This is a genomic window from Vibrio sp. J2-4 (assembly GCF_021728155.1).
GTDB lineage: Bacteria > Pseudomonadota > Gammaproteobacteria > Enterobacterales > Vibrionaceae > Vibrio > Vibrio diabolicus.
This window is the reverse complement of sequence record NZ_JAKKCN010000003.1, coordinates 244376-269569: the sequence shown is the minus strand read 5'-3', so window position 1 is coordinate 269569 and position 25194 is coordinate 244376. Positions and strand designations below refer to the sequence as shown.

The 25194-nt window shown below is 43.8% G+C and carries 17 protein-coding genes, 1 tRNA gene and 1 pseudogene; 10 read left to right on the top strand and 9 right to left on the bottom strand.

Going from position 1 to position 25194, the window contains the following annotated elements:
- The first annotated feature begins 32 nt into the window (after window positions 1–32).
- Window positions 33–1325 (top strand): DEAD/DEAH box helicase, encoded by a 1293-nt coding sequence (locus L3V32_RS11390; protein ID WP_005386186.1) that lies wholly within the window; start codon window positions 33–35, stop codon window positions 1323–1325.
- Window positions 1326–1390: 65 nt separating this feature from the next.
- Here the strand turns inward: L3V32_RS11390 and L3V32_RS11385 are convergent, their stop codons facing one another.
- The 3 genes from L3V32_RS11385 to L3V32_RS11375 form a co-directional block, all read right to left on the bottom strand.
- Window positions 1391–4417 (bottom strand): DUF6701 domain-containing protein, encoded by a 3027-nt coding sequence (locus L3V32_RS11385; protein WP_237284315.1) that lies wholly within the window; start codon window positions 4415–4417, stop codon window positions 1391–1393.
- A gap of 307 nt (window positions 4418–4724) precedes the next feature.
- Complete coding sequence (locus L3V32_RS11380) at window positions 4725–5564, bottom strand: arginase family protein (protein WP_005391051.1); 840 nt, start codon at window positions 5562–5564, stop codon at window positions 4725–4727.
- Window positions 5565–5570: 6 nt separating this feature from the next.
- Complete coding sequence (locus tag L3V32_RS11375; RefSeq protein ID WP_005391048.1) at window positions 5571–6305, bottom strand: IclR family transcriptional regulator; 735 nt, start codon at window positions 6303–6305, stop codon at window positions 5571–5573.
- Window positions 6306–6653: 348 nt separating this feature from the next.
- On the opposite strand from L3V32_RS11375, the gene L3V32_RS11370 reads away from it, so the two are divergent.
- Window positions 6654–8126, top strand: coding sequence for an EAL domain-containing protein (locus L3V32_RS11370; RefSeq protein WP_237284314.1), 1473 nt, complete (start codon window positions 6654–6656; stop codon window positions 8124–8126).
- Here the strand turns inward: L3V32_RS11370 and modF are convergent.
- Window positions 8114–9568 carry a molybdate ABC transporter ATP-binding protein ModF gene (gene modF / locus L3V32_RS11365; RefSeq protein WP_237284313.1) on the bottom strand — a complete coding sequence of 485 codons (1455 nt, stop codon included), beginning with the start codon at window positions 9566–9568 and terminating at the stop codon, window positions 8114–8116. The genes L3V32_RS11370 and modF overlap by 13 nt on opposite strands.
- Before the next feature lie 284 nt (window positions 9569–9852).
- Here modF and L3V32_RS11360 point away from each other — a divergent pair, with 284 nt between their 5' ends.
- Window positions 9853–11403: a PAS domain-containing methyl-accepting chemotaxis protein gene (locus L3V32_RS11360; protein WP_237284312.1), complete on the top strand. Its 1551-nt coding sequence runs from the start codon at window positions 9853–9855 to the stop codon at window positions 11401–11403.
- Between the two features lie 162 nt (window positions 11404–11565).
- Here L3V32_RS11360 and L3V32_RS11355 read toward each other — a convergent pair.
- A tRNA-Ser gene (locus L3V32_RS11355) sits at window positions 11566–11656 on the bottom strand.
- 329 nt (window positions 11657–11985) lie between these two features.
- Here L3V32_RS11355 and L3V32_RS11350 point away from each other — a divergent pair.
- Window positions 11986–12666, top strand: coding sequence for a MaoC family dehydratase (locus tag L3V32_RS11350; protein WP_005391037.1), 681 nt, complete (start codon window positions 11986–11988; stop codon window positions 12664–12666).
- Between the two features lie 59 nt (window positions 12667–12725).
- Here the strand turns inward: L3V32_RS11350 and L3V32_RS11345 are convergent, their stop codons facing one another.
- Window positions 12726–13550, bottom strand: coding sequence for a phosphate ABC transporter substrate-binding protein (locus tag L3V32_RS11345; protein WP_237284311.1), 825 nt, complete (start codon window positions 13548–13550; stop codon window positions 12726–12728).
- A gap of 266 nt (window positions 13551–13816) precedes the next feature.
- Between L3V32_RS11345 and L3V32_RS11340 the strand changes: the two genes are divergently transcribed.
- Window positions 13817–14170, top strand: coding sequence for a DUF3024 domain-containing protein (locus L3V32_RS11340; RefSeq protein WP_104970115.1), 354 nt, complete (start codon window positions 13817–13819; stop codon window positions 14168–14170).
- 40 nt (window positions 14171–14210) lie between these two features.
- Here the strand turns inward: L3V32_RS11340 and L3V32_RS11335 are convergent, their stop codons facing one another.
- Window positions 14211–15020, bottom strand: a complete 810-nt coding sequence (locus L3V32_RS11335) for an AraC family transcriptional regulator (protein WP_084742270.1) — start codon at window positions 15018–15020, stop codon at window positions 14211–14213.
- A 72-nt stretch (window positions 15021–15092) separates the two neighbouring features.
- Window positions 15093–17096 (bottom strand): exoribonuclease II, encoded by a 2004-nt coding sequence (gene rnb, locus L3V32_RS11330; protein WP_046873665.1) that lies wholly within the window; start codon window positions 17094–17096, stop codon window positions 15093–15095.
- 413 nt (window positions 17097–17509) lie between these two features.
- Between rnb and L3V32_RS11325 the strand changes: the two genes are divergently transcribed.
- Window positions 17510–19444 carry a DEAD/DEAH box helicase gene (locus tag L3V32_RS11325; RefSeq protein ID WP_047009310.1) on the top strand — a complete coding sequence of 645 codons (1935 nt, stop codon included), beginning with the start codon at window positions 17510–17512 and terminating at the stop codon, window positions 19442–19444.
- Between the two features lie 73 nt (window positions 19445–19517).
- On the opposite strand, the gene L3V32_RS11320 is transcribed toward L3V32_RS11325, so the two are convergent.
- Window positions 19518–21056, bottom strand: coding sequence for a bifunctional diguanylate cyclase/phosphodiesterase (locus L3V32_RS11320; protein WP_031780182.1), 1539 nt, complete (start codon window positions 21054–21056; stop codon window positions 19518–19520).
- Window positions 21057–21419: 363 nt separating this feature from the next.
- On the opposite strand from L3V32_RS11320, the gene L3V32_RS11315 reads away from it, so the two are divergent.
- The 4 genes and pseudogenes from L3V32_RS11315 to L3V32_RS11300 all read left to right on the top strand — a co-directional run bounded on the left by L3V32_RS11315 (window position 21420) and on the right by L3V32_RS11300 (window position 25174).
- The gene (locus tag L3V32_RS11315; protein WP_006742422.1) at window positions 21420–22613 is read left to right on the top strand and encodes an acetate/propionate family kinase; all 1194 of its coding nucleotides are present in this window, start codon (window positions 21420–21422) and stop codon (window positions 22611–22613) included.
- A gap of 354 nt (window positions 22614–22967) precedes the next feature.
- Window positions 22968–23747: pseudogene (locus tag L3V32_RS26320) on the top strand (PAS domain-containing protein); the annotation flags it as partial.
- Window positions 23745–24281 carry a methyl-accepting chemotaxis protein gene (locus L3V32_RS26315; protein ID WP_374043502.1) on the top strand — a complete coding sequence of 179 codons (537 nt, stop codon included), beginning with the start codon at window positions 23745–23747 and terminating at the stop codon, window positions 24279–24281. The pseudogene L3V32_RS26320 and the gene L3V32_RS26315, both read left to right, overlap by 3 nt.
- A gap of 290 nt (window positions 24282–24571) precedes the next feature.
- Window positions 24572–25174: an ABC transporter permease gene (locus L3V32_RS11300; RefSeq protein ID WP_005391019.1), complete on the top strand. Its 603-nt coding sequence runs from the start codon at window positions 24572–24574 to the stop codon at window positions 25172–25174.
- Window positions 25175–25194 lie beyond the last annotated feature (20 nt).

Genomic DNA, 25194 nt, shown 5'->3' with positions numbered 1-25194 from the left:
ATTTTTAGTGGTTTGTTTAAGGAATACGCTCAATGTCATTTTCATCTCAAGGTTTTGCGCCAGAAGTGGTTAAAGCACTGGCAGAATGCGGTTATGAAAAGTTAACGCCAATTCAACAGAAGGCGATTCCAATGGCTCGCAAAGGCCATGATATTTTCGCTACAGCACAAACAGGTACTGGTAAAACGGCTGCGTTTTCTCTGCCTATGATTCAGCAGTTGTTAGACAGTAACCGTAGCGCTTCTCGTAAGACTGCTCGTGCACTTATCTTGGCTCCAACTCGCGAGCTTGCTGAACAAATTGCTGACAACATCAAAGCTTACACGAAGTACACCAATCTGTCGGTGGCGGCGATTTTCGGTGGCCGTAAAATGTCTTCTCAGGTTGCGGCACTGGAAAATGGTGTTGATATCCTTGTGGCTACACCTGGTCGATTGGAAGAGCACATCGAACAAGGTAATGTCTCGGTGGCACACTTAGAGTTTTTGGTGTTTGATGAAGCAGACCGTATCTTGGATATGGGTTTTATTCATGCAGTTCGTAAGATCATGCTGGATGTAGATACAGACCCACAAATCATGATGTTTTCGGCAACGACTTCAAGCCAGCTAAATCTGTTAGCGAAAGACATTCTGCGTAAACCAAAACGTATCGAAGTAGAGCGTGCAAATACTACGGCACAAACAGTTGCTCACGTGCTATATCCAGTTGATCAAGAGCGAAAAACAGAACTGCTTTCAGAGCTAATTGGTCGCAAAAACTGGAAACAAGTGTTGGTATTTGTGAACTACAAAGAGACCGCAAACGAAGTGGTAAAAGAGCTGAAACTTGATGGTATCAAAGCGGTGGTTTGTCATGGTGACCGTGCTCAAAGTGCTCGTCGTCGTGCGCTAGAAGAGTTCAAGTCCGGTAAAGCACGTGTCATGGTGGCTACCGATGTCGCTGCTCGAGGTCTAGATATTGAAGACTTACCTCACGTTGTGAACTATGACATGCCTTTCCTAGCGGAAGATTACGTTCACCGAATTGGTCGTACGGGCCGTGCAGGTAAACAAGGTCATGCTGTTTCATTTGTAAATCGAGATGAAGAGCTCACGGTGGTTCAGGTTGAAAATCTAATCCAGCAACGCATTCGCCGTATTGAGCTTGCAGGCTATGAACCAAAACAGCGTGAATCTTACATTGAAAAGCTGCACTCAAAACCAGCATTCAAGAATCGTCAAGGTCGTCGTAATAATCCGAACCAGTCGGCAACAGACCAAGGGTCGGCAGAGCGTCGTCTTGCTATGGTGAAGCGCCTGAAAGCGCGTCGTGGCGCAAAGTAAATTACATCAGTTTGTGATGAAAAGAGCCCCTCAATGGAGGGGCTCTTTTTGTTTGCCGTTTCGCGTTAATTTAGGCCAAGCATATTGGGTTCACCACGATAAATAATGCGATCGTTTCCTCGGTGAATACCAAACGTAACAATGACGGGTGGGTTTTCCTCTTCACTTGTAGAGCTATCCCAATCGTATTTCAGCCAAGGGATTCGATTGCCTGAGCTGTCTAAATCTAGGTGGAATTGTATTTGCTCACGCGCTGAGTCAATTTGGCTTGCAACGATATCGGTCATTCTGCCAATACTCATCGTTCCAACTCCAGAAAGCAGGGCGTTGTTTTCTGGCGCATGCGACCAAATTGGCGTGCTGAAGTAATATTCACCATTCGCCGTTGTTGAGCTGTCATCGAAGTTAGTCGTAAATCGGCCGTCTTGCCAAATTTCCACATCAAGTGGCACTTTGATCACCATGCCTTGGTTGCCACCTACATCTTGAAAGTTCAAACGACCGAATCGAATGTCCGGTTGTTGAGTGAGCATTTCGCTGTTATCAAAGAAATTTACCTCATCAACGGCTTTAGTCGTGACTATACCTATTTTGCTGCTGTCACTGTTAGTCCCTTTATTAAATGGGCCATCAGGGTATTGTTTATCGGTCGTGTTCTTTTTCCAACATGGGCTATTGTTACAAGTCGCATTGGTCGAGGGCTTCTCGATCACAAACGTTCCAACACTCGCGTTACCCAGTAGTTTCCAGTCTACCTTCTTAGGCTTAGGCGGCAAAAACCGATCGGAGTATGAGCTTAGCTCGCCTAAATCGAAATGTTGTTGAAGGTTAGATGAAAAGTGGACGTAGTTCTTCACGTTTTCCTTATTCGCATTGAGTGCGACAACATCGTAAGTGACTTTCTCAAAAGGTTGATTCATGTAAGCAAAAGTTTGGCCATGTGGGTAGTGCCATTCTTGGTCTTGCACTTGAAAATATTTTGGGTAAAAACGACCGATGTAACGATAGCCTTCGTTAACAGTCATACCTAGATATTTACTTTCTAGGTTTGTTTTTACTCTCAAGCTCCCGACTTCTTCCCAATATAATCCATTAAAGACGAATTGATCATTCTTGGCTGAATTATGCGCCTGAGCCAGTGAGTAACTACTTTTTAGCAATTTCGAGGTTTGGTTCGCTGTCTCTGATGGCGTATGTTGCTCACTCGACAAGACAACCGATGCTGCTGGAGCGTCATCAAGCATAAAATTACGGGTGATAGAGGCATCACAATAACGTGCTGATTCAACAGAACCACTTACAGAGCCGTCAGTTTGCCAAATGATCGGCTTCACTGTTAGAGAGAAAAGTTCTCCGGCGGCAATAAACCCATCTCCTTGTTCAGAGGTGCCAGAAGGCAAAGCACGTTGGTTGTCACAAATAGCGAGTGTCCATGGTCGCGAGTACACATTAAATGTTCCTTTCACTTCCACTTTGCCTTCTTCTGGGCACTCTTCAAATCCCTCACATTCAAAATGATCGGACAATGTCACTTCAAATATGCCGGACTCGTTCGTGATAAGACCATGCTCAGACAAGCCGTCTTTAAATTCCGCTGAATAGCTAAAGTTTCCTTCACTTCCTCCTAATGGTTGAACCAATGGATGAAAAATCTTAGGAGTACCATTGTAGTTGCTTGCGACTACAGGTTCGCCGGTGGAAGCACAAGCAAGCAATCGCGTATGCACGTTTTCTGGTTTACCTGCAATAACGCGTATTTCATTTAAAGTGGCGCTTTTCGTCTTTGAGTAGGCCTCAAACATAAATGGCGTAAACATAAAGCTAACCGTTTGATGCTTGCTGGTGTCTTCTGCCATAGTGAAAGTCAGCGTGTAGTTAGTATCTAACGCGATGGCATCAATATCGTTCGGGACCACTCGAACAACGAGCTCACCATTGTCGTCAGACATAAATTGGTTTGCTTTTAATATCTGCTGACCTTTGACCACCTCTAAAGTGAACAAGTCAGGGTGTGATAGGACAGCACTGACTTCTGCGCTTACAACTTCTCCATTATTGGTTGTTGTTGCTGTAAATTGCGGAAGATCGTCGCCGCACATCAGTGCCATATCGTCCGATGGTGTGACGCTTAGGTCGAAGTCGTTCTCCGATGGAGGTTGCATGCTGCAATTCGGAACATCTTGAGGGGTGATCGGACAGAGCTGAGAAGAGTAGTGACAATCAGTGTCGCCCAATCCACAGTATTGCGTGTATCTGTTGTCTTGTGCTTTCGTTTGTGCACTTCCTGGCGTTTGTTGGATTTCACCACAAACTTGACTTGGCTGATTTGGAGCGTTGTTGAAGTTCAATGTTTGGAAGTATTTAATTGCTGTAGTAGAGCCATAGAACGAACCGTTCAATGCGGCAGATGCTCCTTTAGTCTCAGTAGTGCCGTAGATCTCCATGTCATCAATAAGCAGAGAACTGTGCGCCACAATGTCACCGACGACAAAATGATCTTGTAAAGGATGGTTTGTTTTTAGGTGTAGTGTGTCGCCTTGTGATTCGACCTTACCGCAGATGTTTGCATTGAATATATCGGTCGTGCTGTGTGTCGAAATCTCACCAATAATGGTGTTGTATGCTCCATCAATGTGAAGTGTCGAACCTGTTAGCTTAATATTCCCGTCTATGAGAATGTTATGCAGCTTTGTTGGATAAGCCGATAGAAGATCACCATAGATAACAGTGTGCTTGTTTTGGTAATCGTCAATGCTTGAAGCTTTCTCATTGTTAACCGTTAATCCGGTAGCGAGTGCGTGTAGAGAGATACGCTTATTGGGGTCACCAATCGTATTGTTACCCTCTAACACAATGCCATAATCTGCTTTTAACGTTATCTCTTTTTCCGGTAATGAGGAGATAATTTTGTCACCTGCAGGTAGGACTATTTCCCCTGTACAGCGATAAGTCGTGCCATCGCTTTCGATACTAAAACTCTTGTGTGAGCAAAGTTGACCTAGCTCAGATAGATCTTTGACGTCATAAGTGGTGGCGTGTGAGGCTAGCGGTAAAACAAGAACCGCAGCGAAAATACTGCAAAGACGCATCATCAAATGTCCTAAAAAAGTGGAACAAGATGGCATCAAGCGAGCGTGAGCAAATGCTCACAGAAGTTGAAATGTCGGCGGTGTTTTTGGTTTTTAATCCGCTTACTTATTGAACTTTGGCTATTTTTATTTCGTATGTCATACCAAAGCATAGTGGTGTTATTAGAACGTAAGTATGTGATTAGTTCAATAGCTAAGTGTGACATAAGTCGCTTTATTCGTGTAACTATTTGTTGGTAAAAGATAATAATTAACCATGTTGGTTCAGAATCAGTAGCTTGAGCGTCCTGATTCTGAACAGAACTTAATCCTAGGCTGCGTGAACAATGAGTGGCGCCATTTGATATAACTCTTCTAGTATGGCTTTCGTTTGTCTCGAATAGACCAGACGATCGCGATCGCCTACGAGTTGAATGGCTCTGACTTTACCTGCAACCAGACATTGCCTAATGGTGCGTAGAACCATTTGGATATCAATTTCTGAGGTACCATCAAGGCTGTTTTTGGTTTTTAGGGAGCCAAGGTCGATACTGAGGATTATTTGGTCGCAATGGTCGAGGTAATTGCCGATCAACTGCTTTACATTATTGCGATGACGAAAAGAAAACTCTTTATCGGTTACCCAGTCACAACCTTGATCCTCCGCGTATTCCCACGTTTCTTGCTTTGTATCTTGTTCGCTAACACCAGCAAAAAATAATCGCACGTTTTGATAGCGAGAAAGAGCAAAATGGAATGCCGAGCCTAAACGTGGTTCAAGTGTCGGCTTCAAGTTCATGTCATGTCCAATATTTACCACACCCACTTCGTCTCGATAAGACACGACCACAGGTAACATGGACAAGATTGCCTCGGTACAGTTGGTCACTAAAACGGGAATAGAATGACGAGAAAGCGAAAGACTTAACGCTTCCTGAAACTCGCCATTTTCCAGCTTGTCGTGGTTGAAGTGACCAAAGTTTTCAGCGGTTTCATGATCATGCTGTTGGTATAGCCAATCGCTAGCATTTTCCAAACTTTGATCAGCTAATTCAAACGCGCCTTTAGACATGGGTGGCAAATACTCACACACTGTCATAAAAGAAAAAGGGTAATGCTGCGGCTGTTTCACGGTGTGGTGGAGTTTATAGCGTTTGAAAAAGCTTAACATGATGAATTACCTTTCTGGTGGTAGTGCCCTTGCCGCTTGCAACACATGCAAAATAATGCGCTGCTTATCCTTTTCGACTCGGTGGGCCGGAGCCATCACCGAGACCGCGCCGATCAGTTTGCTTCCTTTCATCACTGGTGCACTGATGCCAGAAACACCCGGGTCAATTTCTGAAGTACTGACGGCATATCCGTGTTTACGGATGGTTGTGAGCTCTTGTTCCCATTCGTCTCGTCGGTGATCTTGATTAAAGTATCTCAAGATTTTCTCGCATCGACTTTGAGGCATAAAAGCGAGCATCACTTTAGATGAGGCACCACGTAGCAGAGGTTGACTTTGACCCTGGACGAAGCTGCAACGCAGCGCCTGCATACTTTCTTTTTGTCTGACACAAAGCGCGCGATACCCTGCAGGTACCATATAAGCGGCCATTTCCCCTGTTTGTTGTACCAACCGAGCCAGTATGGTTTCGACCATATCTAAACCATGCTGTGCGGTCTCATAGCTATGCATGAGCAGCAATGCTGCCGGGCCAACGACAAATGTCTTGTCGTGTACGCTTTCTTCAATCAAGTTCCACTCTTTGAGCAGCTTCAAGTGTCGGTAGAGACTGCTCAAAGGAACGTTCAATTGCTCGCTTAGCGTTTTCGCAGAGACTGGGAATGGACTAACTGCAACTTGCATTAACAACTGCAGTGCTTTTTCGTTTACCTGGTTCGCATTAGCTTTGTTTGTCGTCATGAGAGTGTTGTAACGTGTTATATGAATTACGACAAATATAATTCTTAATCACTGAGAAAAGAAAAATAATTTTAATGGGTAATTCTCGCAGGGTGAGAATTTGATGGCTTAGGGCTTACCTTGGTACCGATGGGCTCAAAAGTGATGTCGTATTGATGTCTCAGGTTTGAGTCGTTTGATGCTAAATTGGAACAAGAGGGATTAAGGTATTGTTTAGTTTGCGGTATTACTAAGTGTTTCGCATACTGAGTTAATCTAAATAAATAATATTATAAACGAGAGTTGCTAGTGGGTATCAGAATCCAGATACCATCTCAGTAAATCGGTTTTATAAAAGGTTACTTTTATATGCTGAATAAGGCGCTTTTTAAAAAAGCCATCATTTTTTTGTTGCCCATTCCTTTGATTGTTGGCGAAGTCTTGTATTTAGCTCGTGAAAGCGTGCAAAACAACCTCAACCATCTATTAGAAAAAAACGTTCAAATCGCAGACGAAATTTTATTCCAAATAGAGACCGAAAACCGCACGGCTTTGTTGCATCCTAGACGATGTGAAGAGCTTCAGCAAAACTTGATGTTTGAACGAGATATCGAAGAAATGCTGATTGTAAAAGATGGGATCATTACGTGTTCTTCTAAACTGGGCGTAATTTCTAAGCCGTTAGCCGAGCACATTACATTTCCTGAGGGACAAGCGTTAGCACTGGGAAACGTGGATAGCGTATATGACCAATTTTTGCTCGTCGTGACCGAAGGAGAGCAAGGTTATCAAGCGGTGACGATTATTGATCATGACTACTTTAATGCGAAGATAGGATTTAATAACGATTTACGTTTAAAACGCTCTGCCTTATTTATCCATGACCAAGTTGCACCTGAAGAAGCGTTGAGAACGGGAAGTAATCCTATTGGCATCAAATCGTCGCAAATGTTTGAGTATGAAGCTTTGAGTGAAGCTAGCGATCTGTTCGTCAAACAGAGAACACTTTCCTATTTTTTGTATTCAATTCCAATCATTTTTGTTATCTATCTTTGCTTATATGCGTTAAATAAATTTATCGATCCTCATCGAAGCTTGGTCCTGGATTTAAAGAAAGCCATAAAGAAAGGCGAGTTGACTCTGTATTACCAGCCCCAGATTAACGTCGATACTGGTCAACTATTTGGTTTTGAAGCCCTAGTGCGATGGGAACATCAGAATAAAGGGTTCATTTCTCCTGATGAGTTTGTGCCAGCGGCGGAGCAAAGTGGATTGGTCTTTTTGCTCACGGATTACGTTCTCGATAAAGCGGCAGAAGACTTTAGTAAATTAGACTTTAATCAGTCTGTTCACCTTGGTATTAATGTGCCGCCCGGTTACTTAGTTGGGCCAAACGCGATTAGAAAGATTCAACTCATTGATAGGAAGTTAAGTCGAAATAACGTCTCATTAGGCATAGAGATAACAGAACGTCAACTCATTGATGCTGAAGCCAGAAAGTGTATCGCAGCGCTGCGAGTACATGGCATTGATGTGTTAATCGACGATTTTGGTACCGGTCAAACCTCGCTGGCGTTTCTGCAGCACATGCGTATTGATTACCTAAAAATCGATAAATGTTTTGTCGAAACTATTGGTATACCTAGCCTTAGTGCTTCCGTTTTAAAAGCTATTGTTCACTTTGCGGAAGAGCTAAAAGTACAACTCATCGCTGAAGGTGTAGAAACAACGGCGCAAGCCGACCATTTGAAAAAGATGGGAGTGCGATATCATCAAGGATATTTTTACTCCAAGCCTTTACCTTATGATCAACTTGCTCAGCGAAGTCATTATGATTGGTAAACGTTAGCCCGATAACATTGGTCATTGTCATCAAAAACAAACTCTAGCTCATTCTTGATGCTATCCAAGCGGTCTTCTTGGTAATGAGATACATACAATAGCTGGCTTAAATTCTCTCGGGCGATGAGCTCAAGTGTATTCTTAACTAAACGCCTACCAAGAAAATCTAACCCTTGATATGGCTCGTCCAAAATCAGTAATGTTGGTTGTTTAACTATGGCTCTTGCAATCAACAACAGGCGCTGCTGACCGTACTCTAATTGCTTGAATGAGGTTTTTCGGTATTGGCTCATGTGCAGGATGTCGAGCCATTCGTTTGCGATGTCCACTTCTTTACGAGTGGGTTGGTTATACAACCCTATGGAGTCGTAAAAACCGGACAAAATCACGTCTAGCGCACTGCAGTTAACGCGGTATTGAAGGTGTAACGCTGAAGATACCATACCTATGTGCTGCTTAATTTCCCAGATTGTCTCGCCAGACCCTCGCTTTTTACCAAAGATATCAATGTCATTGCTGTAGCACTGAGGATGATCACCAAAGATTAACCCAAGCAAGGTGCTCTTCCCACAGCCATTTGGGCCTTTGACCTGCCAATGCTGACCTTTGTCTATTCGCCAGTTTAAGTCAGTAAAGATCTTCTTATCAGTGTATTCAACAGACCCATTTGTTAGTTTAAATATTGGGTTGTCGAAGTGTGTCGAGTGCTGATGCTGACGTATCAAGTTCATCATTTCTTCACTCTGTTGCTCGGACTGAGATTTAAGTTGTCCAATGATTGGATGATTATCCCAACTGGATTTATCCATCGTACTGTCCAGCTTTCCTGCACTGAAAAGCGCAACTCGATCAATCCACTCAGGTATATCAGACTCGCGAGAAAACGTGACCAGCAGCTGTACGGTTTGAGAAAGCGAGTGTAAATAGTGAGCGAGAGCTGCTCGATGGGCAATATCTAAACCAGTAAATGGGTTATCTAACAGTAACAAATCAGGCTGTGTTGCTAAAGCGCGAGCTAACATCACTCGTCTTGTTTCCCCTGTAGAGAGAACACGAAAGCCACTGTGTTTAAGGTGAGTTAGGTCGAGGTCGGTAATCAGTTGATCTATTAAATTAGCGTCTTGGCTGCGCTCCTGAATGAGTGAGTAAACGGTACTGCCTTGATCGATACGATCAAGAAAGTCTGTATCGTCCTTTTCTAATTCTCTTTCCAGTAATCGCTGTTGCTCTGATAACGACACTTGAGCAACGGACAGCCCATCAAGCTCAAGTTTTCCGCTTATTGGTAAAAGCTCACCACAAATAAGGTCTCCAAGTAGAGAACCAATATCCCCATCCGCGCTGAATATTCCCCAAGATTGCTGAGTATCTATTTTCCAATCGTCAATAAATAGGTGAGCCGTGTTCTCTTGAGCAGCAAGTTGACTAAAACGAATAGTCATATGTTTGTCTTCCTTGTTTTCGTTGTAATCGTTTATTTATAACAATTTACGAACTCAGTAAGGAAGCGCTTTTGTGTATTAATTTTAATCAATGCAGCATCTTGTGAGCACTCAAGGGTAGTGCTATTTGAGAGTGAAACAGCCACTACGCTTGCAGGTAATAAATTGACCTATCAGTAATTTCATTGAATTTTACAATGCGCTTATCATTATGCGCATAAATGTTATGCTGCTACACTCATACTTGCCGTTTATTTAATTAATCAATGTAAGGACACATGTTTATGAGTGAAACGGAATATGATTACCCTTCGAGTTACAGCCTAGTTTCTATCACCGATACGTCCAGCTATATCAAATATGCCAGTGAAAACTTTAATGAAGTCGCGGGGTTTGGTGATGGTGAACTTATCGGTAAGCCTCACAATGTTGTACGCCACCCCGACATGCCGAAACAGGCTTTTAAAGATTTATGGACGCACCTAAAAGCCGGAAAACACTGGATGGGAATGGTGAAAAACCGACGTAAAAACGGAGGGTATTATTGGGTTGATGCGTTTGCTTCTCCTATCAAATCCAATGGCGAAGTTGTTGAATACCAATCGGTTCGATTTAAACCTGAGCGTATACACGTTCAACGAGCGGAAAAAGCGTATTCAAAGCTTCGGAATAACGGTAAACCATTGCAAATGTATCTTCCTCGTACGCGTTTGTGGATGAGATCAGCCTTCTTTCTTTTCATTTCAAACCTTCTTGGCTTGCTAACTCTACAAATGAACCAATCACCAGCGGTGGCCTTTGGCATTGCTGCATTACTTTCCGTTTTCTCAATTTATGTATTAACAAGGCCAGTTGAGAAGCTTGCTAGACAGGCTAGGCAAGACTTCAACAATCCGCTAATGGAGTATATTTATTGCGGAAAAATTAACGATCTGGCTGAAATTGAGCTGGGTATGAAGATGCGTAAGCAATTTGCAGATGCGCTATTAGGGCGAGTCGGGGTGTCTGTAAAAGACTCTTGCGAAGAAACGCGTGCAAGTGCCAACAGTGCTGCGACTAATAGCCAGCAAGTGACGGAAAACTTGAGTGCACAGAAAGTAGAGATCGACTCGGTCGCTACAGCGGTCAACGAGATGCAAGCCTCATCATCTGAGATATCAAATAATGCTCAAGCGACGGCCGATGCTACGCTAGAAGCGCAGAACACGATGACAGATAGCAGTAGCGTTATCGATAATGTTAACCACTCGGTACTAGAGCTGGTGGATGAGCTCGGCGAAATCTCTAAAGTGGTCATGCGTTTGAACCAACAAACCGAGCAAATAGGAACCGTTGTTGAAGTGATCAATGATATTGCTGAACAAACCAACTTATTAGCGTTGAATGCAGCAATTGAAGCGGCGAGGGCAGGCGAACAAGGGAGAGGCTTTGCAGTCGTTGCGGATGAAGTGAGAACCCTTGCTAAAAGAACACAGGAATCGACAACAGAAATTAAAGCGGCCATTGAAGGAATTCAAAAGGGCAGTAAATCAGCGGTTTCTGCGCTAGAGAAAGGCAATGAAATGTCGACCGGAACGGTAACATTATTAGGCACGGCTTTAGAGAGCATCCAACAGCTGCAATCTCTCGTTCAGGATGTAGTCGAGCGAAATCAACAAATTGCGGTAGCGATAGAAGAACAGGTTTACGTAACGGATGAGATTAACGAAAACATCCAGTCGCTTAACTTAAAGTACAGTGAATCGTATGATCTGATGACAGAAACGAATCAGATGAACTCTAAAGTGCAAAGTTGTACCAATGACCTATCTGAAATGATTAAGAAGTTTGCTTAAACACTAGAAAATAGAAATAAAGAGCCCGCTAATTTTTAGCGGGCTCTTTATTGGAATGTGGTGAAGTTCTGGGGCCGTATACGACTAGGGGTTCGAACCTCCGTCATTTTACAAGCACTAAAACGACGAAAGCTCGCAATAAATGCGAGCTTTCTAAATAAGTGGCGGAGAGATAGGGATTTGAACCCTAGATACGCTATTAACGTATGCCGGTTTTCAAGACCGGTGCTTTCAACCACTCAGCCATCTCTCCGTTGCGGAACGTATAATAGGGAGCATAGTCCGAATTGTAAAGTGCTGAATTATAATAGAAGTACTGTTCGCTCGTTTTATAGTCGCTGATGTAATGTTAAACAGTTTGAAAATGGGGTAAAAAAGAGACAAATAGTAGCGATTTATAGAGTTTTTACTTTATATTGGCGCAAGTCAATAAAATGGTGTTTTATTGTTATCTTTATGATATTTAAGAAATAACTTGCTTTTAGGGTACAGGTGTTCGCCCGAAAGTATTTGCAAGACTTTGTGAACTAATTCAAAATTAACTGGTATAGCCAGTTGTGCTTAAATTTTTTAAGGGTGTTTATGAAGGTCACAAATCTATTTAAAGACAAAGTTGATGCGATTTCTGCTCATCAATCCGAGTTTATGAATTGGATGTCTCCAACGTTACGCGATTATTGGAGTGACTTTTTGGGAAAAGCTCAGAATAGCTTTCTTTTCTCGAAAGTTCGTGATCACCAACAGCCAGCTGTTAACGAAGAGGTTGCGCCTCAACCTGCACCAATCGTAATGGCACCTGAGGCTCAAAAGCTGTATGACGAGTTAAGTGAAAAAATTGGTGAAGTGATTCACACTGGTGACTGGGTGCATGTATCTCAAGAACGTATCAATCAATTTGGTGCGGTAACGGAAGACATGCAGTGGATTCACACAGATCCAGAACGTGCGTCAGTTGAATCTCCATTTAAGACAACCATCGCTCATGGCTTTTTAACATTAGCATTGTTGCCTAAATTGACTGACTCAGTGGACCCTGATAAGCCAATGTTCCCAACAGCCAAAATGGTCGTTAACTTAGGCTTAAACCAAGTTCGTTTCCCTTACCCTGTTAAAGCAGGAAACAACGTTCGTGCTGTCAGCACGTTGACAAAAGTAACGCCGATCAAAAAAGGTTTGGAGATCGAGCGTGAAATTAAAGTGGAAATCGAAGGTATTCGTCGACCTGGTGCTGTTGTCGTTTCTGTTATTCAACTGCATTTCTAATTCCAGAGCCAGATAGAAAACATATAAAAAGAGAGCATTAATATGCTCTCTTTTTGGTTTTATTGATTAAAGCTTTTTACTGGAGTGTAACCGTAATCAGCAATCGCTTTTTGTCCTTGTTCTGAACGAAGGAAGGTGACGAATCCTTTACCTGGTTCGCTAATCTTATTGACTTTGTAGAGTACTAGGAATGGCCGCGCCAATTTATATTTGTGATTGCTAATGTTTGCCGAAGTTGGGTCAATACCATCTAATTGAATCGCTTTTATTGAGCGATCTACTGATCCCACAGAAATAAACCCAATTGCACGAGTATTATGGTTCACGATGGTTTTTACCATGCTGTTGCTATTTACAACCAAGTTGTTCGGGCTGATATCTGAGACGAGGCGATCATTTACGATTTTGGTTAGTCCTAGCAGACTTTCAAAACTGTAGCGCGAGCCTGAAGATGCCTCTCTAGTGACAACAGCGATAGGTTGATCTGCACCACCAACCTCTTTCCAATTCTTGATTTTACCTTTGTAGATATCAAACAGTTGTTGTTGAGAAAGGTTTTTTACAGAGTTTATACGGTTTACAACAACAGCTAGGCCATCATAAGCGATAGGATATACGTTGAGATCTTCACCTTTTTCGCTTTCTGTCAGATAGCGAGAGCTCATCCCAATCTCGGCTACGCCTTTATTGACCATTGTGATACCCGCACTAGAACCAATACCTTGAACTGCAATGTAATCGTCCGGGTGTGTTTTGTTGTATTCCTCTGCAAGTACATCCATCACGCGAGCAACCGAGGTTGACCCAGAGATATTAATTTCTTTTGCAATGGCGGGGAGGGAGACTGCTATGGCCAATAACGTCGCCACAGTAAAACGTAACATATTAAACTCCATATACGGTATAAAGCAGCGTTTATGATATTGCGTTCAGGTTACACTTTTGTGAATTGTCGGGTCTAAACAAGGGAATTCTTTCTAACCAAGAGGTGATGTAGGTAGCGTTTCCAAGCAGAGTGAGATGATAATCTGAGTAAATGAGAATATAGCCACCCTTTGTTTGAGGTAGGCAGATAATCACCATCGGTGGTGGTGTAAAGGTTATATACTAGGATCGACAGCTCTAACTATCATCCATCGGGAGAACGTTGATGTCAGTGTCCCAAATGGCGACAAGTCGTTTATACAAATCAGTTCAATCGCTCTGCTCTGCGCGTAATGCTAACCTGCCTGTCGAGCAGGGTAAGTGCCTATATGAGCCAGTGGAGAATGGTGTCGAGCTTCATAGAGCGCATTTTCTTCTTGATTCACAGCACAGCGAATATACCTCTCCCGTCGCGAAGATCGTGTTTGATGAGGGCAATCAGCTTTGGTATTTCTACGTCCCAACGTACCGCAACGAATTATTAAGGTGGATACCTTATAAGCCACTTCCATACAGTCAAACGCTCGAAGACCTACTCACTGAGTTGGAAAGCGATCCTCAAGCGTGTTTTTGGGAATAGGGAACGCTCCAACTCTAACAGCTGTCAATGTCACCATGATTTATGCTTTAGATTTAACGACTTGGTTTCTAAAGTCTTTCGGTGTCATGTTGTAAACCGATTTAAATGCGGTACTGAAATGCGCAGCACTTTTAAATCCGGATTCAAACGCTATTTCTGTTATAGATTTTTCTGACATGCGCAGCTGGGTTGCGGCGAAGTTGATCCGCTTCACTTTTAATATCTGTGAAAATGAAAGATCCTCTGCGGCGAGGCGGCGTTTTAAGGTCGCAATAGACATGCTCATATGAGCCGCTAAGCCTTCCAGAGTGATATCTTTCTCGATATTGTTCTCAATATACTTGATGGCCTTTTGAGAGTCGCTTAGGCTGCTTGCATCATCTATGATTGATAGGATGTTTGGCTCTACCTCCACCATTAACGACAGCAGTGCCATTGCGATATGACCTTGTGTGTAGTCTGGAGCATTGCGACTCGCTAAGTTGACCAATGTGTCTTTTAGTTGTGCTACTTCGCTGCTGGCTTGCGCTGAAAAAGGATAGAAGCGCCTTTCTTCCGTCTTGGAGCGTAGCATTGGGTGTGCTTTTTTAAAGTCACAGAATAGATTTGGGTTGAAGACTAGAGCCAGTGCTTTAAAGCCATTTTCACTAGGGATGGCTTCTGCGCTGCTCAAATCAGCAGAGTTGTAGAGAGTAAAATCTCCTGCTTTAAGTTCAAACTGTTCACCATTTGGTTGATGAACTAATAGGGCACCTTCTTCAACAACATATAAGCCATTATGTGTTGCGGTGTAACGTTCACTTTTGCGCGCAGTGAAGTGATTAAAGCGAATGATCTCAATGTTCGGCATATTCGTTCTTATCATTTTTACATAACAAATAAAAAAGGCGCTCAATAGAGCGCCTTTTAACTTCATTCGGTATTATTCACTTACAGTCTGTTCTGCTTGTGCTGCTGGTTGTTCAGCAAATACCTGGGTTGGCTTTGCAACTAAACTACGGTTCTCTTGGTTTACGTCCGCAAGGACAATTTCCAATGTATCACCAAGTTTGTATACGACCTCTTTATCGATAGAGATGGTACCGTTGTCGCCATTGCACTCAATTCTTTCTTTATTATCAAGAATTAGTGCACCAGGAATAAAGGCTGCTGCGCCATTTTCGAGAAGTCGGACACGTGCACCTGCACGATTAATATCGAAAATCTCACCTGTGAAACAAGTTTTCTTGTTCGGCTCATCAGCAAGCGTACGTGCATATAACCAATCTGAGACATTTCGCTCAGCAATTTTATGATGTTTACGGTGCAGAGCTAGTTCTTCACCGACTTGATCATCAGGTTTTTGCACTGGCTCTTTGCCTAGGATGACGGCCTTCAACATGCGATGGTTGATCATATCGCCGTACTTACGAATTGGTGATGTCCAAGTCGCATAGATATCCAGCCCCATAGCGTAATGAGGAAGAGGCTGATTACCTACTTCACTGTAGGCTTGGAACTTACGAATACGATTATCAAGGTAAGAGGTTTCTTGCGCAGCCAACCAGCGACGCAATGCAGCAAAGCCTTCTAGAGTGGTAATTGACTCCGCTGTGAATTCCAGTTCACCTTCTGGGTTGACAAGTTGAACCACTTCTTCAATCTTCTCAGTCTTAATGCCAGCGTGAGTATTGAAAACACCTGTTTCAAATTTATCGCGCAGTGTACGACCAGCACAGATGTTTGCGGTAATCATTGACTCTTCAACCAAGCGATTTGCACTGCGGCGCATATCTGCATGGATAGCAACCACATCGTTGTCTTCACTCAGCTCAAAACGGTAGTCAGGGCGGTCTGGGAAGACCACTGCGTTTTTCTCACGCCATTCTGCGCGAGCAAGAGAAAAGTCGTAAAGGTCACGAACGATCGTCGCGATCTCTTCAGATGGTTGCCATGCTTCTGAGCTGCCGTTTTCTAGCCAATCAGACACATGATCGTATGCTAGGCGTGCGTGTGACTTGATGTTTGCTGCAAAGAACTTGATATCGTCGCCAATTACGCCGTCTTTATTTACTGTTACGGTACAGCAAATAGCAGGGCGGATTTCGCCTTCAATCAGAGAGCATAGGTTGTCTGCTAGATCGCGAGGCAGCATTGGAATATTGCGGCCCGGAAGATAAATAGTATAGCCACGCTCACGTGCTACTTTATCCATTTCATCTTCTGGTGTGATGTAGGCGGTTGGATCTGCGATAGCGATAGTCAGTTCGAAATCGCCAGATTCGGTTTTCTTCGCGTACAGCGCATCGTCCATATCTTTGGTTGATTCACCGTCGATAGTCACGAAAGGAACGTGTGTCATGTCTACGCGTTCTAGATCGGCGTCGTCTTTTAGTTCCCAGTTCTCGATGCCTGCTGGCTCAGAGTTTGGTAGATCGTTTTGAGCAAGCGTTACCCACCAAGGTGCAATTTTGTCGTTCGCATCTGTGATTTTTTCAGAAATTTCTACGAAGAAAGAGTTATCGCCTTTTAGAGGGTGGCGAATAAGATGTGCGACAACCCAATCTCCCTCAGCGAACTCGTCAGGTTTTAGACCTTTCTTTAGTTTCGCTTTAAGAGAAAGCTTTTTAAGCTGCGGGTGATCAGGTGCTACGTTTAGCTTGCCTTTGAACATTTTGACTCGACCAATAAAGCGAGTCACGGCTTGTTCTAACAGCTCTTGCGGCTCTGCAACTTCGCGTTCATTTTCTGTGCGGATAATGGCGACGACTTTATCACCGTGCATGCACTTTTTCATGTACGCAGGTGGGATGAAGAAGCTAGTCTTGCTGTCCACTTCCAAAAAGCCAAAGCCTTTATCTGTGGCTTTTATTGAGCCTTCTTTTTTCGGCAGGTTTTCTTGGATTTGCTGCTTAAGCTGAGCGAGTAGTGGGTTATCTTGAAACATCTTTTCTTAAATTACCTATGGAGTTGGGCACACTATAATCATTGCGAGCTATTATTACTACCTGTGGAGCGCAATTTCGCCGTGAATTTTGCTGATCGAATTGCAGGAAATCGGCTTAAATATTGATGAAAAACTCATCTGCGAGCTGCGCAAATCTACGGGGAATGGTGGGGCTGGTGGAAAAATATGCTAAAAATGCCATTATTGAGAATAAATTGTGATGTAATTCAATTTTTTCTGGCTTTTTTTATGCTTTTAAGGAATAATCCGCCTCCCTTAGTCGTCCCTAATGGCTTATCGCGGTTGTGTACTGTGCTGTGTTCCTGTCTGAATGGAATCAGTAACTGGATGAATCAGTATCGAATTGGAAGAGCATATGGGACTGTTTTTTTGTTTAATTAAGTAGGATCCCAATGCAAGATTCTGTTATTCAATTCAGCGATTTATCTCTGAATGATTCTATCCTTTCTGCTCTAGACGGAATGGGTTTCGTGTCACCAACTCCAATTCAGGCTGCGGCAATCCCACACCTGTTGGAAGGTGCTGACGCGCTGGGTAAAGCTCAAACAGGTACAGGTAAAACGGCAGCGTTCTCTCTGCCTCTTCTAAATAAGATCGATCTCAACCAACGTAAACCACAAGCTATCGTTCTTGCGCCAACGCGTGAGTTAGCGATCCAGGTTGCGGCTGAAATGAAAAACCTTGGTAAGAACATCAAGGGTCTTAAAGTTTTAGAGATTTACGGTGGTGCTTCTATCGTAGATCAGATGCGTGCTCTTAAGAGCGGTGCTCAAGTTATCGTTGGTACTCCAGGTCGTGTTCAAGACCTTATCAACCGTGAACGTCTACACCTAGATGAAGTAAACACGTTTGTACTAGACGAAGCTGACGAAATGCTAAACATGGGTTTCGTTGATGACGTTACTGCGATCATGGAACACGCACCAGAGTCTGCTCAACGCGTTCTATTCTCTGCAACAATGCCTCCGATGCTTAAGAAAATCGTTGAGCGTTTCCTACGTGAGCCTGTAATGGTTGACGTTGCTGGTAAGAACCACACTGTAGACAAAGTTCAACAGCAGTTCTGGGTAGTGAAGGGTGTAGAGAAAGATGAAGCGATGTCTCGTCTTCTTGAAACGGAAGAAACTGATGCGTCAATCGTCTTCGTACGTACTCGTCAAGACACTGAGCGTCTAGCTGATTGGCTATCTGCACGTGGCTTTAAAGCGGCTGCTCTGCACGGTGACATTCCTCAGTCTCTACGTGAGCGTACTGTTGATCACATCAAACAAGGTGTTATCGACATCCTAGTTGCAACTGATGTTGTTGCACGTGGTCTTGACGTTCCACGTATTACGCACGTATTCAACTACGACATCCCATTCGATGTTGAGTCATACATCCACCGTATCGGTCGTACTGGCCGTGCTGGACGTAAAGGTAAAGCGATCCTTCTTGTTCGCACTAACCAAATCCGTATGCTTCGCACTATCGAGCGTGTAACTAAGTCATCTATGGAAGAGATTCAACTTCCTCTACGTGACCAAGTTGCTGAAGCTCGTCTAGCTAAGCTAGGCGCTGAGCTTGAAGCAGAGAAAGAGCACAAAGCTCTAGACAAATTTGCTGAGCTAGTAGAGAAACTACAAACTTCTCTAGAAATCGACCCAGCAACGCTTGCTGCTATGCTTCTTAAGCGTCAGCAAGGTAAACGTCCTCTGTTCTACATTGGCGAAGACCCAATGGTTGAAGCGATTGAGCGTGATAAGCAACGTCGCAAAGAGCGCCGTGAAGGTGGTCGTGACGGCGGTCGTAACTTCAACAACCAAGATTGGGATACTTACCAGCTTCAAGTTGGTCGCGAGCAAGGTGTTCAAGTTAAAGACATCGTTGGTGCTCTAGCGAACGAACTAGGTCTAGGTAAAGGCTCTATCGGTGCGATCAAGCTAGCACAAGGCCACACATTCGTTCAGCTACCAAAAGCAATGACTTCTGAAGCTGCGGGCAAGCTAAGCAAACTACGCATCCGTCAACAAGATGTTGGTGCTGTAGTATGTGACTTCGATGACTTCCGAGAGTCTCGTGGTGGTCGCCGTGACGGTGGTCGTCGCGATGGTGGTCGTCGTGATGGCGGCGGTTACCGTGGCAACCGCGAAGGCGGCAACCGTGGTGGTGATCGTCGTGAAGGCGGTCGTCGCGAAGGTGGCTTCCGTGGTAACCGTGACGGCAACCGCGATGGTAACCGTGAAGGTGGCGAACGTCGCTTCGATCGTAACCGTGGTGGTGATCACCGTGGTAACCACCGTGGTGAGCGTGGTCACGGCCGTGGTCGTCGCACTCAAGAAGCATAATCACGAATCAGTGATTAGAGCAATTGATTAAATTGCCGCAAGAATTGAAAGCCGAGCGAAATGCTCGGCTTTTTTATGCGCGTCGAATACGGCTTTGTTTTTCATCGTGCTCATTTACCCAGGTTATTACTTCGTTTAAGGGTAGGGCTGGGCAGAACAAGTAGCCCTGAATGATGTCGCAGCCACGACTGCGCAAAAAATGCAGTGTATCCATGTCTTGAACGCCTTCTGCGACGACTGAATACCCTAGGCCATGCGCTAACGCTATTGTGTTCTCAACGATAGAGCGGGTGCCTTCTGTCCGGCTTGCGGTACAAAGAAATGATCGGTCGATTTTAATTTGATCAACCGGGAGATCTCTCAAAAGCGACAGAGATGAATACCCGGTGCCAAAGTCGTCCAAGCTGATCTTAATACCCAATCCTTTGATTTGGTGAATTAGGGGGTTGAGCTCAACAACTCTATCAATCGCCATCGTTTCAGTAATCTCTAAGCTTATAAGGTCAGCAAATTGAGGGTTTACCTTGAGCAGTGTTTCCAAGCGGTTGAACAATAAATTAGACGAGAGATCTTTTGCAGATAAGTTAACGTGGACAGGAAGCTTGATGTCTTTTTCTATAAAGGTCTGGAGATCTTTTTCAACTTGGTTGAGGACCCACATGGTGATGTTGTGCACTTGATTACTTCGCTCCGCGATGGGGATGAAGTCGTTTGGCGAAATCGTTTTACCATTTTCATCATGCCAACGGATCACGGCTTCAAAGCCGACAGCTAAGTTAGTATGTGCATCAATCAACGGTTGGTAGTATAGCTGGAACTCCTCTTTTTCCAGCGCACATTGAATACGAGAAGAGATTTCGAGCTGGTACTTGGCCCCGACGTTCATGTCCTCATTATAAAATGCAAAGAGATTGCCATTTCGTTTGGCGTGATACATGGCAATGTCTGCGTGCTTTATCAATAGATCATTGGACAGAGCGTCATAAGGGTAGGTACTGACACCGAAAACAACGCGGGAAGAGACTTGAAACTCATCTAAATGGAAGCGATTAGACAGTGCCGAATCTAACTCTTCGATGAGACTTTTGCCTGTTTCCTCGCATGCTGACGAGGTGAGGATGACAAATTCATCGCCACCAACGCGGAAAATTTTGTCACTGCCTTTAAGTTTCTCTTGGAGACGTTGCCCAATTTGAATCAGTAGTTGGTCTCCACAAAAGTGTCCCATAGCATCGTTGACTTGTTTAAAGTTAACGACATCGAAAAGGATCACTGAGAAAGGGTCTCCAGACTGTATTCTATCTTCGATTAACTCAAAGCAGTATTTACGGTTAGGGAGTCCAGTAAGTGCGTCGTGAACGGCATTACGCTTCTCTTTTTCAGCAACGGTATGAAGTTCCAGTATGGAGTCGTTGCTCCATTTGATAACCAGCACCACAAAAATGCTGCCACCGAATAAAATGAGAGAAACTCCGGTTTCCAAGAGGGAAGCGATAGGTTTTTGCATTATAGCGTGTAAAAAAGCGGCATACGCAAAAATGAAGCAGCTGATTAACAACAATAGGAAAGTCCACCCGGGTACATCAGTTCTCGAGCAGATGTTTTTTGTCATCTGCCATCCCCAGCAGAGCAAAATCAAACCTAAGATCACTAATAGAAATGCAATAGTGGGCACATTATTACCCCGATTTATTGATTGGTTTATTATTTTTGTTCACCCAATAAACAACGTAGCTCATATCTCTGAATTTGTACAAATTGACCTATTTATAAATTATGTTTAACAAGTAATATTTTTTAGTCTTCAAATAAAATCAAAACTTGCTACAGATCAACAAAATTTGTTCAATCAAATCGCTTTTACTAAAAGATTGTTGAAAGATTAAAAAATTATTGAATAATAGAGGGGCAAACAAGAAGTACGCAGCGCACAAGCGCTATTACAACCTCTGCTCTACAACAGGATAACTATTTCATGTCTAATTCGTTTGTACTGGTGATCAACTCTGGTAGCTCTTCATTAAAATTTGCTGTTATTGATTCTGAAACCGGTGAAGCTTTGGTATCAGGTATTGGTGAGTGTTTTGGCCTACCTGAAGCTGAAATCAGTTGGAAATATCAGGGAGAAAAAACCGTTGAAGCAATTCCTGCTGGCGGTAACCATCATCAGTACGCTGTTGAGCGAGTGGTAAAACTACTCGAGACTTTGGGTTTGAGCTCAAAATTTGTAGCTGTAGGTCACCGCATTGTTGCTGGTGGCGAAACCTTTAAAGGCACAGTGAAAGTCGATGAAAAAGTTATTCAAGAAGTTGAGCGTCTTGCTGAGCTAGCGCCACTTCATAACAAAGCGAATGCAGAAGGCATGCGAGCAGCAATGGCAGCATTCCCTTCACTGCCTCAATTCGCTGTGTTTGATACTGCTTTCCACCAAACAATGCCTGCAAAAGCGTTTATGTACGCGCTTCCTTACGAGCTTTACGAAGAGCATAAAGTGCGTCGTTACGGTGCTCACGGCACAAGCCACTACTACGTAAGCCGTGAAGCAGCGAAAATGCTAGATAAACCGGTTGAAGAAAGCAGCTTTATCACCGTGCACTTAGGTAACGGTGCATCAGTGAGTGCGGTTAAAAATGGCGAATGTGTTGATACAAGTATGGGTTTGACGCCGCTAGCTGGCCTAATGATGGGCACTCGTTGTGGTGACCTCGACCCAAGTGTTATCGAGTTCCTTTTCCGTAAAGGTTGGGAAAAAGACGAAGTGTTCGAGATGATGAACAAGAAGTCAGGCTTCTTAGGTGTATCCGGTGTAACAAGTGACGCACGTGGTGTACTAGAAGCCATGGAAGCGGGTAACTCACGTGCGAAGTTGGCATTTGAAATCTTCACTTACCGTGTTGCGAAATACATTACTTCTTACCTAGCTGCTCTGGATTCATTAGACGGCATCATCTTCACTGGTGGTATTGGTGAAAACTCACTACCAATTCGTCGTGAAATCTTGAAAAACCTAAAACTGCTAGGTTTTGTTGAAGATGAGAAAGGCAACGAAGATGCAAGATTTGGCAACGCAGGTGTTATTGCAACATCTGAGTTGCTCGGTGCGAAAGCACTAGTTATTCCTACCAATGAAGAGTGGGTAATCGCTCAACAGTCGGTGGAACTGCTGTAAAACGGCAAAAATTTTGGGAACTAAGTCAAAGCCCTTTCCTTTATGGAAAGGGCTTTTTTTGATCCAAATACATCCTTTCTCCATACAACTATCCGCATTAATACGGATCTATAATAGCTGCCAATTGTCTTAATATTGATAAATATATAAACAACTTGGGCGGTGAAGAAATTTCAGTATACTGCGCTTAAGTCATAACAAAGAAAAATAGCCTTATGTCATGTAGGTGTCTCAGCTCGGAGACAGGAATTGCGTTTGAAGAACGATCAAACGAAATCGGATCTTTGCAGGCTATTGGGCATATAAATAATAAACCGTTGACTAGTTCGAAGATTAGTCAAATGAGAGAAAGTCATGTTTTTTAATAAGTCGCTTCAGCAAGAAAACCAACGATTAAAGCAGGATCTGCAACGCTTGCAGCAAATCCAACACAGTTTAGATGAAGAAATGCTTCGCTTAACGCTGGATAAGAAAGGCTGCATTACCTCTGCAAATACAAAACTTCAGCAACAACTCTTTTTCACTGATGCGGATATTTTAGCGAAACCGATTACCGAGTTGGTTCCATCAAATTCGCGTAATACAGAGCACTTTCATCGAATGAAGAGAGCCGTTCAAGACAAAGTATTTTGGAATGGCGCGATGCAAGTACTTAAAGGCAACGGCGAAGAAGCGTGGTTACGAACGGTTATCCAGCCTGTTTTGAACGAACATCAAGAAGTTGAAAGCTTTTTTGTGTTTGCTTCTGAGCTTACGCGAACGATCAAAACATCGCGTGAGCAAGAGGACATGCTGAATGCGTTGAGCCGTTCTATGGCGGTTATTGAGTTCACGTTAGATGGTAATGTATTAAAAGCCAATGATAATTTCCTTAGTACGATGGGTTATACACTGGATCAAATTAAAGGAAAGCATCATCGTATGTTCTGCGATCAGGAAGAGGCTGGTTCTGAAGCTTATCGCGAGTTCTGGCAACGTTTGGCAAAAGGACAGTTTGCTTCAGACCGGTTTAAGCGAGTTAACCGTTACGGTGAAGAGGTATGGTTAGAAGCCTCCTATAACCCTATCCATAACGATAGAGGAGAGCTCTACAAGGTAGTCAAGTTCGCGACCGACATCACCCAGCAGGTGATGCAAGAGCAGCAAATGGCTCAGGCTGCGCAATTGGCTAATGAAGTTTCTCAAGAGACCGGAACACAAACACTGCAAGGTCAGCAAGTGATAGGTTCGACGCTAGAAAAGGTGCAAACACTGTCTGACCAAATGCAGCAAGCGAATACGGCCATTGACGAGCTCAAAGCGCACTCATCACGCATTAGTGAACTGGTTAATAGCATCAGTGGTATTGCTGACCAAACTAACTTACTGGCGTTAAATGCGGCGATAGAAGCAGCTCGCGCGGGTGAGCATGGTAGAGGCTTTGCCGTGGTGGCTGACGAGGTTAGACAGCTTGCCACAAGAACCAATGCGACCACGGATGAAATTGTCTCAATGGTAACTGAAAACTTAGAGCGAACCGATAATGCTGTCCAACTGATCGCCAAGTGCCAAAAAGAAGCACTAGATACGCTAGAGCTTTCAGAAAAAGCGGGGAATGTGATGAACGAAATACAAGATGGCGCTAGCCGTGTCGTAGAGGCTGTGGAGCAATTTAACCGCTCATTGTAGTTGGTTCTTCATGCTATCAATGGCTTTTTTCAGTTCCGATATAATCAACTTGTTTACTACTGCTGCTCATCGCCAATAAAGCGCTTTTTTTGGTGATGAGAAAGCCAATTATTTCCCTCCTTAATATTTCGTATTTCTATCTTAACGTGTCGCTATTTTACAACACTGTTAATAAAAAGTAGCGTAATTTAATCTCCTGTTAACTTGGTTGCGAATCACAGTTGGGGGAGACCTACTTGGACTTACTAAATTTCACCATAGATAACTTAGCGCTGCTAGGTACGCTTACCATGGAGCACATCTCTTTGGTCGCTCTGGCTGTTGGGCTTGCCATCCTAACTGGCGTACCTATCGGCATTCTTATCACACAAAATGAGCGCGTTGCGAAAGTGGTGCTTTACGTAGCGTCCATCATTATCACCATTCCTTCAATCGCACTGTTTGGTTTGATGATTCCTCTCTTATCGACCATTGGTCATGGGATTGGCTACGTGCCCGCCGTGATTACCGTACTGCTTTATTCTCAGCTGCCTATTATTCGCAACACTTATACCGCCATTCACAACGTAGAACCGTCACTCCGAGAGGCAGCTCGCGGCATCGGGATGACGCCTTTTCAGCGTTTGAAAATGGTGGAAATTCCATTGGCGATTCCGGTGATTATGGCGGGTGTGAGAACGGCAGTAGTAATGAATATTGGCGTTATGGCGATCGCCGCGTATATCGGAGCAGGAGGGCTAGGCGTGTTTATCAGCCGCGGCATCTCGCAAAGTGATCCTCGACAACTGATCGTTGGTGCCATCGCCGTCAGCCTTCTGGCTATCATCGCGGATTATGGATTGATTCGACTACAAAAAAGATTAACGCCACCGGGCCTGACTGCAGCTCGATAAAGGACAAATAATAGGGACAT

What these genes read in the sequence shown, in the direction of transcription:
- L3V32_RS11325 (WP_047009310.1), top strand. Translation starts at nt 17,510, where the DNA reads ATGCAAGATTCTGTTATTCAATTCAGCGATTTATCTCTGAATGATTCT.
- L3V32_RS11390 (WP_005386186.1), top strand. Translation starts at nt 33, where the DNA reads ATGTCATTTTCATCTCAAGGTTTTGCGCCAGAAGTGGTTAAAGCACTG.
- L3V32_RS11300 (WP_005391019.1), top strand. Translation starts at nt 24,572, where the DNA reads ATGGAGCACATCTCTTTGGTCGCTCTGGCTGTTGGGCTTGCCATCCTA.
- L3V32_RS11375 (WP_005391048.1), bottom strand. Translation starts at nt 6,305, where the DNA reads ATGACGACAAACAAAGCTAATGCGAACCAGGTAAACGAAAAAGCACTG.
- L3V32_RS26315 (WP_374043502.1), top strand. Translation starts at nt 23,745, where the DNA reads ATGCAAGAGCAGCAAATGGCTCAGGCTGCGCAATTGGCTAATGAAGTT.
- L3V32_RS11370 (WP_237284314.1), top strand. Translation starts at nt 6,654, where the DNA reads ATGCTGAATAAGGCGCTTTTTAAAAAAGCCATCATTTTTTTGTTGCCC.
- L3V32_RS11320 (WP_031780182.1), bottom strand. Translation starts at nt 21,056, where the DNA reads ATGACAAAAAACATCTGCTCGAGAACTGATGTACCCGGGTGGACTTTC.
- L3V32_RS11345 (WP_237284311.1), bottom strand. Translation starts at nt 13,550, where the DNA reads ATGTTACGTTTTACTGTGGCGACGTTATTGGCCATAGCAGTCTCCCTC.
- L3V32_RS11340 (WP_104970115.1), top strand. Translation starts at nt 13,817, where the DNA reads ATGTCAGTGTCCCAAATGGCGACAAGTCGTTTATACAAATCAGTTCAA.
- L3V32_RS11315 (WP_006742422.1), top strand. Translation starts at nt 21,420, where the DNA reads ATGTCTAATTCGTTTGTACTGGTGATCAACTCTGGTAGCTCTTCATTA.
- L3V32_RS11380 (WP_005391051.1), bottom strand. Translation starts at nt 5,564, where the DNA reads ATGTTAAGCTTTTTCAAACGCTATAAACTCCACCACACCGTGAAACAG.
- L3V32_RS11335 (WP_084742270.1), bottom strand. Translation starts at nt 15,020, where the DNA reads ATGCCGAACATTGAGATCATTCGCTTTAATCACTTCACTGCGCGCAAA.
- modF (WP_237284313.1), bottom strand. Translation starts at nt 9,568, where the DNA reads ATGACTATTCGTTTTAGTCAACTTGCTGCTCAAGAGAACACGGCTCAC.
- L3V32_RS11360 (WP_237284312.1), top strand. Translation starts at nt 9,853, where the DNA reads ATGAGTGAAACGGAATATGATTACCCTTCGAGTTACAGCCTAGTTTCT.
- L3V32_RS11350 (WP_005391037.1), top strand. Translation starts at nt 11,986, where the DNA reads ATGAAGGTCACAAATCTATTTAAAGACAAAGTTGATGCGATTTCTGCT.
- rnb (WP_046873665.1), bottom strand. Translation starts at nt 17,096, where the DNA reads ATGTTTCAAGATAACCCACTACTCGCTCAGCTTAAGCAGCAAATCCAA.
- L3V32_RS11385 (WP_237284315.1), bottom strand. Translation starts at nt 4,417, where the DNA reads ATGATGCGTCTTTGCAGTATTTTCGCTGCGGTTCTTGTTTTACCGCTA.